Genomic DNA, 10,879 nt, shown 5'->3' with positions numbered 1-10,879 from the left:
CCCGGCACGCTGTGGCGCGGACAGCCGAAGCTGCTCAGCCGGCGTTCAGGGAGCCGCCAAGGAGGAGCAGCAGGCGGTCCCAGTGGCGCCGCAGCCCGGAGGCGCTGAACGCGTCGGTGTCGGACATGGTGAATCCGTGGACGGTGCCCGGGTAGATCTCGGAGGTGAAGCCGGTTCCCGCGGCGTCCAGGGACCGGTTCAGCTCGCCCAGTTCCCCGGGCGTGATGTCGCCCTCTGCGTGGCCGAGGTGGACCTGGGCGGTGACCGTGGAGAAGAGTCCCGGGCCGTCGGCGCCCACGGGGGCGTGGAAAGCGGCGACGGCGGCCACCTCGTCCGGGTGGGCCGCGGCGGTGCGCATCGCGAGCAGGCCGCCTATGCAGTATCCGGTCACGGCGACCGGGCCGTCACCCACCTCGGGGCGGCCGGTGAGGAACCCCAGGTAGGCGCCGGCGTCGCGGCGGGCGCGTTCGGCGGTGTGCGCCCCGATCAGGGGCATCACCTGGGCCATGATCCCCGCCCGGTCCGCTTCCCCGATGTGCTCGGGAAGTTCGATGACCGGTGTGGGGCCGTGCCGGTAGAAGACGTTGGGGACGAGCACGTAGTACCCGTGTCCGGCCAGTTCGACCGCCATGTCCCGCAGCACGGGCCTGATGCCGAAGCCGTCCGGGTACATCAGCACCCCGAGGTGCCGCCGGCCGCTGTCGGGGAAGGCGGCGAAGGCGTCGGTCGGGCCGTCCGGGGCGGGGATCCGGAGCGTGGTGGTGGGCATGAGTTCTCCTGTCGTGGTTGACGTGTCGAGCGGTGAGCGGCACGACAGGAGGCGGGGCCCGCGCGACAGCGCCGGGTCCCCGGTCGGACAGCGGGCCGGCGGCGGCCCGTACGGCGCTCAGTGGAGCGCCGGGTAACCGATCCGTGTGTGGCGCGAGGCCGTCCCGGTAGTCATGGTCGCGCAGACTAGCGGACGCCCCTTGTCGAGACGGTTCACGCCTCGTTAACGTCCATCCGTCAGACGGGCAGCGGGACGTGGACGCGATGCAGACGCCGTACGTCCGGCCGCAGGAGAAGGGCGCGCGGGCCGGCGTCCGGTGGGCGGAGCTGACGGACGGCAGCGGCGCGGGGCTCCGGGCCGAGGGCGGCACGCCGTTCTGGTTCACCGCGCGGCGCTGGACGGACGAGCAGCTGGACGCCGCGGAGCATCTGCCGGACCTGGTGGCCGGTGAGCGGGTCTGGGTCGGCCTGGACCACGCGGTGCAGGGCATCGGCTCGCAGTCGTGCGGACCGGGCGTGCTGCCGGAACACCGGCTCCACGCGGCCCCGGCGGAGTTCTCGTTCGTCTTCTCGCCGCTGGGCTGATCCCCGGCGCGGAACAGACCCGGGCACCCGGCCCCGCTCGGCGTCACCGCCCCGCAGGCCCGGCGGAGCCTTCGCCGCCGTCCGCACCAACCCCCCCTGCCCTTCAGGGCCGGTGACGACGTAGCATCGGGCGTTCGCGGTGATCTTCGTAGTTCGCAAGGGGGAATTGTCATGGTCAGCGGGGGCAGACGGCGGGTCGCGGTCTGGGCCGGCGTCGTCGCCGGCGCGGTGCTGGTGTCCGGCATCGGGCTGTGGGCGACGGACAGTTGGCCGTTCCGCGCTTCCTACTGCTGGGGCGCGTGGGAGCAGAACAGCGGCGCGTCGTTCCTCGGCGACGAGGCGCTCGGCAAGTCCGGCTCCGAGCGGCGGGCCACCGAGTCCGCGCCGCCCTCGGCCGGCCGCCCGCACGGCACCTGCACTCTGGCGGTGACCTCGGAGGTCGAGGACAGCGACTCGGACGAGCCGCTCACCTTCAAGGAGCAGATCACCCTGGAGTACGGGCCGGTGCCCGCGGGCGCCAAGGAGCGCCGGGCCTGGATAGCCCAGTACTTCCACGGCTCCGCCTCGCCGCTCCCGGACGGGCTCGACGGGCTGGTCGCCGCCGACCGGGCCATGCTGGTGCTGCCCGCGGAGTGCGACGCGGACGGACGGCCGTCGGCGGTGACGATCCGGAGCGAGAGCACGGGCGACGGCCACCTCGGCAAGGCGGCCATGCCGTTCGCGATCGGTAATACCGCCGAGGTCGGGCGGATGCTGCTCGACGCCGCCAACACCACGATGAAGAAGGCCGGCTGCGCACCGGGCAAGCCGCTGCGCACGACGTCGCCGCTGGTGACGGTGGCGGAGGACGACGAGCGGGCGGGGAATCCGCTGTGCCGGATACCCGGGATGTCCTTCGACTTCGGTCAGGGTTCGCGCTACCAGCAGCAGGTGGGCACGGTCACCGGCCGGCTCCAGACCTGTTCGGTGGTGTGGCAGACACGGCGAGCCCCCGACGAGCCGTCGGCCCAGTATGTGATGGCCCGCCAACCACGCCTGGTCGCGCTCTTCGGCGGTCTGCCCACCGGCTCGTCCCACGGTCTGCTCCGCACCACCTGCGGTGGACGTCCGACGGTGTTCTACGGACACGTCGACACCGGTCTCCAGGGCCGGGGCAGGCCCAGCGACCGGCGGGTGTTCGACCGCTTCGCGGAGTCCGTCGGCAAGCGCGTCGGCTGCGGGGACGGTGAGGGCGCGTGAGCGAGAACCAGCCCGTCCCGGCCGAGGACGCCGAGAGCTCTGCGCGTCCCGTGAGCCCTGCGAGTCCGGAGAGCCCCGAGACTCTTGAGAGCCCTGCGAGCGCCGGAGACACCCCGGGCACCGGCAGCGGCCGTCCGTCCTTCGTGCGCCGCCTCCTCAGGAGCCGTACCGCCCGTGCGGTCACCGCCGCCGGACTGGTCGGCGCGCTGCTCGGCGCGGGTGCGGTCGCCTGGCGCACCGATACGCTGCCGTTGCTCGGGCCCGCTCCCTGCTGGGACTCGCTCGGGGACGCCAGTGTGTCCGGGCTCTTCGGAGACCGCAAGATCGAGGTCGACGAACAGTCGCTGGGCAACGCCCAGCAGGGTGACGGGCTGTCCTACGGGCAGTGCCGCGTCACCAGTTTCAAGGACGACCGGGCCCTGCGTCAGGTGACCGTCAACGTGCACCAGCTGGACGGACTGCGGGGAACCGACTCGACGCGCTGGCCCCAGGAGTTCCTGGCGGCCGGCATGGTGTCACTGGGCGAGGAACTCCCCGGGATGGTGTCCGCGTCGCGCGGCTGGCTGGCGCTGCCGCAGGGCTGCACGGGGCGCGGCGACTTCTCCGGGCCCACCGTGGTGGAGATCGGCATGGGCCGGGCGGGCCTCGACTTCTCGTCGGATCTCGCGACGGAGGACCGCGACGCCCTCACCGATGCCCTGGTGGACGCCACCAACGGGGTCATCCGGTCCTTCGGCTGCTCGGGCCGCTACCCGTCACCGCGTGCGCTGCCGTCCGTCGACACCTGGCAGGACACCGACCCGGCCGCGCTCTGCGGCACCAAGGGGTTCGCGCTGCCCGCGGCGTACCGCAAGGAGCTGTCCCGCACCAGGATCGGTGCCGGCGGCGACGGGCCCGCCCGGATCTGCGAGGTCGGCAGCGACGACCGGGAGCAGGTGGTGCGGATGACGACGGTGGTGGACCCGGCGCTGGCCGAGATCTTCTCCTCGGACTCGCTGCGGTCCGGCGCCTCCGTCAAGGGCACCACGGGCTACGGAAAGACGACCGGAGGCCGGGCGGTGTACCGGGCGTCCTGCCAGACGGGGCACGTGGTGTTCGTGGTGGAGCAGCTGCGGCAGACGGCGAAGGGCGGCTTCACGCTCACCGATGAGCTGCTGCCGGACTACGTCGCGGCGGAGGCGGAGCGCATCGGCTGCGGCCCCCAGAAGCTGACGCTCCCGTCCGCCTGAGAGCCGGCATGACGGACGGGCCCCGTCGGCGCGCGGGGCCCGTCCGCTGTGGAAGGATTCTCCGCACCATGAGAACCAGCACCCGGGCGCCGGGCGGCCCCCGGTGAGGGGGCGCGCGAAGCCGCCGCCGTCGCCGTTGCCGCAGCGCGACGGGGTCGATCCGGTCCGGGTGCGGCTCCCCGAGGACCCCGGCGGGCGGTGGCCCACGGTGCGTGATCATCTGCTGGAGCGGTTCGGCGGGGCGATCGGCGCGGACCGGCTCGACGCCATGCTCGCGGCCGGCCGGTTCGTCTCGGCGCGGGGCCCGGTGGCGGGCCGGGAGCCGTACGCGGCGGGCCGGTACCTCTGGTTCCACCGCGACTTCGCGCCGGAGGAGCCGGTGCCGTTCCCGGTCGGTGTCGTGCACCGCGACGAGCACCTGGTCGTCGCGGACAAGCCGCACTTCCTGGCGACAACGCCGCGCGGCCGGCACATCACCCAGACGGCGGTGGCCCGGCTCCGCCGCGAGCTGGACCTCCCCCTGCTCCAGCCGGCGCACCGGCTCGACCGGCTGACGGCGGGGCTCGTGCTGTTCGTCGTCCGGCCCGGGGAGCGGGGCGCCTACCAGACGCTGTTCCGGGACCGCCTGGTGCGCAAGGAGTACGAGGCGGTGGCGCCCTACGACGCGCGGCTCGCCTTCCCGCGCACCGTGCGCAGCCTGATCGTCAAGGAGCGCGGGGTGATCGCCGCCCGTGAGGAGCCGGGCGAGCCGAACAGCGAGAGCCGGATCGAGCTGCTGGAGCACCGGGCGGGCCTCGGCCGCTACCGGCTGCTGCCCGCCACCGGGCGGACGCATCAGCTGCGGGTCCATATGAACAGCCTGGGGCTGCCGCTCGTCCATGACCCGGTCTATCCCGTGGCCGAGGCCGAGGGGGCGCCGGACGACTGGTCGCGCCCCCTCCAACTGCTGGCTCGGGTGCTGGAGTTCACCGACCCGGTCACGGGAGAGCCGCGCCGCTTCGAGAGCGGGCTGCGGCTCTCCGCGTGGCCGCGGGAGTGAGTCCCGCCCTCAGTGGCCGCGGGCGATCCATTCGTCCAGGTGCGGGGCCTCCGCGCCGATGGTCGTGGAGTCGCCGTGCCCGGTGCGGACGGCGGTGTCCGGGTCCAGGGCGAGCAGCCGGTCCCTGATCGAGGCGACGATCGTCGGGAAGTGGGAGAACGACCGGCCGGTGGCGCCGGGCCCGCCCTGGAAGAGCGTGTCACCGGTGAAGACGGTGGACAGTCCGGGGGCGTACAGGCAGACGGCGCCGGGGGCGTGTCCCGGCGTGTGCAGCACCTTGAGGGCCGTACCGGCGATCGTCAGCTCCTGGCCGTCGGCCAGTTCGCCGTCGGGGGCCCGGTCCGGGTGGGTCTGCTTCCACAGCGGCAGGTCGTCGGGGTGCAGCAGGATCGGTGCGCCGGTGGCGTCTGCGAGCGCCGGGGCCGCGTCGATGTGGTCGTTGTGCGCGTGGGTGCAGATGATGGCGCGCAGCGTACGGCCGTTCAGCGCGGCCTCGATGGCGGTGGCGTCGTGGGCGGCGTCGATGACGACCGCCTCCGTGTCGTCACCGACGATCCAGACGTTGTTGTCGACGTCCCATTCGCCGCCGTCGAGGGCGAAGGTGCCGGAGGTGACGAGGTGGTCGATGCGGGCGGTCATCAGAAGACCACCACCGAGCGCAGGACGTCGCCGTCGTGCATCCGGCCGAAGGCCTGCTCGATGTCTCCGAGTCCGATGGTCTCGGTGACGAACGCGCCGAGGTCGATCCGGCCCTGCTGGTGGAGGTCGATGAGCATCGGGAAGTCGCGCGAGGGCAGGCAGTCGCCGTACCAGGAGGACTTGAGCGAGCCGCCCCGGCCGAAGACGTCCAGGAGCGGGAGTTCGAGCTGCATCTCCGGGGTGGGGACGCCGACCAGGACGACGGTGCCGGCGAGGTCGCGGGCGTAGAACGCCTGCTTGTACGTCTCCGGGCGGCCGACCGCCTCGATGACGACGTCGGCGCCGTTGCCGTCGGTGAGGGCGCGGATGGCCTCGACCGGGTCCTGGGTGCGGGAGTTGACGGAGTGCGTGGCACCCATCTTCTTCGCCGTCTCCAGCTTGCGGTCGTCGATGTCCACCGCGATGATCTTCGCCGCTCCGGCGAGCCGGGCACCGGCGATCGCCGCGTCACCGACGCCACCGCAGCCGATGACGGCGACCGAGTCGCCCCGGCCGACCTGACCGGTGTTGATGGCGGCGCCGATGCCGGCCATCACGCCGCAGCCGAGGAGTCCGGCGACCTCCGGGGCAACCTCGGGGTCGACCTTGGTGCACTGGCCGGAGGCGACCAGGGTCTTCTCCGCGAAGGCGCCGATGCCGAGTGCCGGCGACAGCTCGGTGCCGTCCAGCAGGGTCATCTTCTGCTTGGCGTTGTGGGTGTCGAAGCAGTACCAGGGGCGGCCGCGCAGACAGGCGCGGCACTGTCCGCACACCGCACGCCAGTTGAGGACGACGAAGTCGCCCGGTTCGACGTCCGTGACGCCCTCGCCGACGGACTCCACGACACCCGCGGCCTCATGGCCGAGGAGGAAGGGGAACTCGTCGTTGATGCCGCCCTGTTTGTAGTGCAGGTCGGTGTGGCACACGCCGCACGCCTGGATCTTGACCACGGCCTCGCCGGGGCCGGGGTCCGGGATGACGATCGTCTCGACCCGTACCGGCTCGTTCTTTCCCGGTGCGATGACCCCTTGTACGTGCTGCGCCATTCCCGTGGACTCCCTTTCCCGACGTTCCCGAAGACCGAATCACGCCCCTGGGAGCGATGTGTTCCCGGGGATCGATCACGGACAACGGTACGCCGTGCGGGGTGCGGCGGGGCCGGGCGCGGCCGCCTTCAGGGCGCGAGTACGTCCAGCTCGTGCAGGGCGCCCACCGCGATCTCCTTCGTCAGCCGCTCCGCCTGCGCGGCGTCGCTCTCGCGCACCGCTTCCGCTAGCCGGACGTGGAGGGTGACGGCCGCCGGGTCGGGGTCCTCGAACATCACCTGGTGGTGGGTGCGTCCCGCCAGGACCTCCGCGACCACGTCCCCGAGGCGGGCGAACATCTCGTTGCCGGAGGCGTTGAGGACGATGCGGTGGAAGGCGATGTCGTGTTCGAGATACCCCTCCAGCTGCTGGCCGCGCGAGGTGGCGACCATGCCGAGGGCCCGCTCGGTGAGCTGTGCGCACTGCTCCGGGGTGGCGTGGCGGGCGGCGAGCGAGGCGGCGACCGGCTCGATCGCGGACCGCAGCACCGTCAGTGAGCGCAGCTGGCGCGGCCGGTCGGCGCCGGCCAGCCGCCACCGGATGACCTGCGGGTCGTAGACGTTCCACTCCTCGGTCGGCCGCACGGTGACGCCGACCCGGCGCCGGGACTCGACCAGGTGCATGGATTCCAGGACGCGGACGACCTCCCGTACGACCGTGCGGGAGACGTCGAAGCGCCGGGCCAGCTCGTCGGTGCGCAGCACCTGGCCGGGCGGGTGCTCTCCGGCGGCGATCTCCAGGCCCAGGGTGTCCAGCACATGTGTATGCAGCCCCTGGGCAGGTGTGGTCATGGATCAAGGGTACGGGGCACTCCTCGGGAACATTAAGTACGACGTTTATGTCACACCATCTTGAATAAGTCGTACGTATGGGTTTCAGTAGCGCGACGGCCCGATGTCGAGGAAGACGTCGAAGAGAACAGCGAGGCACCGTAATGAGCACCCCCCACGTCGTCGTGGTGATGGGCGTGTCAGGGACCGGCAAGACCACGATCGGCCCCCTGCTCGCCGCCGCACTGGGCGTTCCGTACGCCGAGGGCGACGACTTCCACCCGCCCGCGAACATCGCCAAGATGTCGGCCGGCACTCCGCTGGAGGACGCCGACCGGTGGCCCTGGCTCGACGCGATCGGCCAGTGGGCACACGGCCGGGCCGGGCTCGGCGGCGTGGTCAGCAGCTCTGCGCTGAAACGGGCCTACCGCGACCGGCTGCGCGCGGAGGCCCCCGGTGCCGTGTTCCTCCATCTGACCGGCGACCGGTCCCTCATCGAGGAACGGATGGCGGACCGCAAGGGCCACTTCATGCCGGCCGCGCTCCTCGACTCGCAGTTCGCCACCCTCCAGCCCCTGGAGGACGACGAGGCCGGGGTCGCCGTGGATGTGACCGGCACCCCGGAGGAAATCACCCAGCGAGCCGTCGCCGCGTTGCGCCGGCTCGAAGACTAAGGATCATCACCGTGACCAGTCTCAGCGTCGAGACGCTGGCAGCGGACGCCGTCGAACCGATCACCTCGGCCGGCAACGCGCAGTTGGGCATCGCCGTTCTGGCGGGCATCGCCGTCATCGTCCTGCTCATCACCAAGTTCAAGATGCACGCGTTCCTCGCGCTCACCATCGGCTCGCTGGCGCTCGGTTCGTTCGCCGGCGCCGCGCCGGAGAAGACGATCGCGAGCTTCACCGCGGGCCTCGGCTCGACCGTCGCGGGCGTCGGTGTCCTCATCGCGCTCGGCGCGATCCTGGGCAAGCTGCTCGCGGACTCCGGCGGCGCGGACCAGATCGTCGACACCATCCTCGCGCGGACGAGCAAGCGGGCCATGCCCTGGGCGATGGTCCTGATCGCCTCGATCGTCGGCCTGCCGCTGTTCTTCGAGGTCGGGATCGTGCTGATGATCCCGGTGGTGCTGCTCGTCGCCAAGCGCGGCAACTACTCCCTGATGCGGATCGGCATCCCGGCCCTGGCCGGCCTCTCCGTGATGCACGGGCTCATCCCCCCGCACCCCGGCCCGCTGGTGGCGATCGACGCCCTCGGCGCCAACCTCGGCGTCACGCTGGCCCTCGGTGTGGTGGTCGCGATCCCGACCGTGATCCTCGCGGGGCCGGTCTTCTCGCGCTACGCCGCCCGCTGGGTGGACATCAAGGCGCCGGAGAAGATGATCCCGCAGCGCCCCTCCGAGGAGCTGGACCGCCGGCCCAGCTTCGGCGCCACGCTGGCGACGATCCTGCTGCCCGTCGTCCTGATGCTGGTCAAGGCGCTCGTGGACATCGTCGTGGACGACCCCGAGCAGGGTCTCCAGCGGGTGACCGACGTGATCGGCTCGCCGCTGATCGCGCTGCTGGCGGCCGTCATCGTCGCCATGTTCACGCTGGGCCGGGCGGCCGGCTTCACCAAGGGCCGGCTCTCCTCCACCGTCGAGAAGTCCCTCGCGCCGATCGCGGGCGTGCTGCTGATCGTCGGCGCGGGCGGCGGGTTCAAGCAGACCCTGGTCGACGCCGGTGTGGGCCAGATGATCCTGGACATCTCCGAGAGCTGGTCGATCCCCGCGCTGCTGCTCGGCTGGCTGATCGCCGTGGCGATCCGGCTCGCGACCGGCTCCGCGACCGTCGCCACCATCTCGGCGGCCGGTCTGGTCGCCCCGCTGGCGGCCGACATGTCGACCTCCCACGTCGCGCTGCTGGTGCTGGCCGTGGGCGCGGGCTCGCTCTTCTTCAGCCATGTCAACGACGCCGGGTTCTGGCTGGTGAAGGAGTACTTCGGGATGGACGTCGGCCAGACCGTGAAGACCTGGTCGGTCATGGAGACCATCATCTCCGTGGTCTCACTGGTCTTCATCCTGCTGCTGTCGCTGATCCTGTAGCGACTCGTCCGGCGCCTGCCACAGCGGGTGCTCACGGCGGGCCCACTCCCGCCCCACCGACCCGGAGCGCATGCCGCGGCGTGCCTCCGGGTCGGCGTACGCCATCGCGATGTGACCGGCCAGGACGATGCCGACCGCAAGCGCCAGCCAGTCGTGGACGAACGTGGCGCCGGTCCGCCACATCAGCGGGGCCAGCCCGGTGAACCACATCAGCAGCCCGGTCCCGGCCATCACCAGCACCGCCCCCGCGATCCAGGCCACGTACAGCTTCTGCCCCGCGTTGAACTTCCCGGCCGGCCGGGACTGAGGCCGCCGGTCCCGCCGCCGCACCGCCCGCAGCCACTGCCGGTCGTGCGGCCCGAAGCGGTTGAGCCGGCCCAGATCGGCCCGCAGGGACCGCGCCAGCAGCCCCGCCAGCAGCGGTACGGGAATGAGCAGCCCGGACCATTCGTGGACGGTGACCACCAGATGGCGGCGGCCGACCAGTTCGGCGAACTGCGGCACGTACAGGCAGGCGGCCGACGCCACGCAGAGCAGCATCAGGGCCGCGGTGCTGCGGTGCACCCAGCGCACCGGCCTGCCGAACCGCCGTACCCGGCCGGACGCCTCAGGCCGTGGGGGCGTCGTCACGGCCGTTGGACCGGCCGACCCAGGCGTCGACGTCATAGCCGAGCTCCTCCCAGTATCCGGGGCGTACGGAGTCCGTGACGGTGATCCCCGAGAGCCATTTCGCCGACTTGTAGAAGTACATCGGGGCCACGTACAGCCGGACCGGGCCGCCGTGGGAGTGGGGCACCGGCCGGTCCTGCATGCGCAGAGCGACCAGCACGTCGGCGCGGCGGGCCTGGGCGAGGGTGAGGCTCTCGCTGTAGGTGCCGTCGAAGCAGGTGAAACGGACCGCCTTCGCCCCGGACCGCACGCCCGCCGCGTCCAGCAGCGCGGAGAGCCGTACACCCTCGAAGGGGGTCTCCGGCACCCGCCAGCCGGTGACGCACTGGACGTCCCGCACCATCCGGGTCTGCGGCAGCGCCTTCAGGGCGTCCAGGGTGTACGTGGCCGGGTGGTCGACCAGCCCGTCGACGGTCAGCCGGTAGTCGGCCGCGCCCTTCGACGGTACGGAGGAGGCCACCGAGTAGTACCGGAAGCCGCCGCCGTTGGGCAGCAGGCCGGTCAGCCCGGTGGGGTCCTTGTCCGCGACCGCGCCGAGGCCCGATTCCAGGGTCCGTTGCAGGACCGGGGCGGCGACCAGACCGGCGGCGCCGAGGCCGAGCATCGTCAGGACCAGGCGGCGGCCGACGGGGGCGCCGACGGCGTCCGGATCGGGTCCGGGCGCGGCGGGACCGGGTCCGGCGCCGGGAGGGGGACTGTTCACTCCTCGATTCGAGCACTCCGCGCCGCCGGAC

Annotated in this window: 11 protein-coding genes and 1 pseudogene; 6 read left to right on the top strand and 6 right to left on the bottom strand. The window is 72.3% G+C overall.

The genetic code is table 11. The annotated features are described in order from the left end of the window. Window positions 1–34: 34 nt before the first annotated feature. The gene (locus RLT59_RS31885; RefSeq protein ID WP_311306613.1) at window positions 35–769 is read right to left on the bottom strand and encodes a dienelactone hydrolase family protein; all 735 of its coding nucleotides are present in this window, start codon (window positions 767–769) and stop codon (window positions 35–37) included. A gap of 254 nt (window positions 770–1,023) precedes the next feature. On the opposite strand from RLT59_RS31885, the pseudogene RLT59_RS31880 reads away from it, so the two are divergent. The 4 genes and pseudogenes from RLT59_RS31880 to RLT59_RS31865 all read left to right on the top strand — a co-directional run. Further along, a pseudogene (locus RLT59_RS31880) lies at window positions 1,024–1,353 on the top strand (beta-galactosidase); the annotation flags it as partial. Between the two features lie 171 nt (window positions 1,354–1,524). Continuing rightward, window positions 1,525–2,592 (top strand): hypothetical protein, encoded by a 1,068-nt coding sequence (locus RLT59_RS31875; protein WP_311306612.1) that lies wholly within the window; start codon window positions 1,525–1,527, stop codon window positions 2,590–2,592. Continuing rightward, window positions 2,589–3,821, top strand: coding sequence for a hypothetical protein (locus RLT59_RS31870; RefSeq protein ID WP_311306611.1), 1,233 nt, complete (start codon window positions 2,589–2,591; stop codon window positions 3,819–3,821). Before RLT59_RS31875 ends, RLT59_RS31870 begins: the two co-directional genes overlap by 4 nt. Window positions 3,822–3,924: 103 nt before the next feature. Then, on the top strand, window positions 3,925–4,860 hold the full coding sequence (locus RLT59_RS31865) for a pseudouridine synthase (protein ID WP_311306610.1): 936 nt from the start codon (window positions 3,925–3,927) through the stop codon (window positions 4,858–4,860). A 9-nt stretch (window positions 4,861–4,869) separates the two neighbouring features. On the opposite strand, the gene RLT59_RS31860 is transcribed toward RLT59_RS31865, so the two are convergent. From RLT59_RS31860 to RLT59_RS31850, 3 genes are all read right to left on the bottom strand, one after another. Continuing rightward, complete coding sequence (locus tag RLT59_RS31860; protein ID WP_311306609.1) at window positions 4,870–5,499, bottom strand: MBL fold metallo-hydrolase; 630 nt, start codon at window positions 5,497–5,499, stop codon at window positions 4,870–4,872. Then, window positions 5,499–6,584, bottom strand: a complete 1,086-nt coding sequence (locus tag RLT59_RS31855) for an S-(hydroxymethyl)mycothiol dehydrogenase (RefSeq protein ID WP_311306608.1) — start codon at window positions 6,582–6,584, stop codon at window positions 5,499–5,501. The genes RLT59_RS31860 and RLT59_RS31855 overlap by 1 nt, the downstream gene beginning before the upstream one ends. A 128-nt stretch (window positions 6,585–6,712) precedes the next feature. Continuing rightward, complete coding sequence (locus RLT59_RS31850; RefSeq protein WP_311306607.1) at window positions 6,713–7,414, bottom strand: FadR/GntR family transcriptional regulator; 702 nt, start codon at window positions 7,412–7,414, stop codon at window positions 6,713–6,715. Between the two features lie 143 nt (window positions 7,415–7,557). Between RLT59_RS31850 and RLT59_RS31845 the strand changes: the two genes are divergently transcribed. After that, complete coding sequence (locus RLT59_RS31845; protein ID WP_311306606.1) at window positions 7,558–8,067, top strand: gluconokinase; 510 nt, start codon at window positions 7,558–7,560, stop codon at window positions 8,065–8,067. 11 nt (window positions 8,068–8,078) lie between these two features. Continuing rightward, window positions 8,079–9,476 carry a GntP family permease gene (locus RLT59_RS31840; protein WP_311306605.1) on the top strand — a complete coding sequence of 466 codons (1,398 nt, stop codon included), beginning with the start codon at window positions 8,079–8,081 and terminating at the stop codon, window positions 9,474–9,476. Here the strand turns inward: RLT59_RS31840 and RLT59_RS31835 are convergent. Next, window positions 9,438–10,142 carry a cytochrome b/b6 domain-containing protein gene (locus tag RLT59_RS31835; protein ID WP_311306604.1) on the bottom strand — a complete coding sequence of 235 codons (705 nt, stop codon included), beginning with the start codon at window positions 10,140–10,142 and terminating at the stop codon, window positions 9,438–9,440. The two genes, RLT59_RS31840 and RLT59_RS31835, sit on opposite strands and share 39 nt — an antisense overlap. Further along, window positions 10,084–10,848 (bottom strand): molybdopterin-dependent oxidoreductase, encoded by a 765-nt coding sequence (locus tag RLT59_RS31830; RefSeq protein WP_311306603.1) that lies wholly within the window; start codon window positions 10,846–10,848, stop codon window positions 10,084–10,086. Before RLT59_RS31830 ends, RLT59_RS31835 begins: the two co-directional genes overlap by 59 nt. Between the last annotated feature and the right edge of the window lie 31 nt (window positions 10,849–10,879).

This window comes from Streptomyces sp. ITFR-6 (genome assembly GCF_031844725.1).
Taxonomy (GTDB): Bacteria; Actinomycetota; Actinomycetes; order Streptomycetales; family Streptomycetaceae; genus Streptomyces.
The sequence above is the reverse complement of the archived record's forward strand: the minus strand, read 5'-3'. Positions and strand labels throughout refer to the sequence as shown.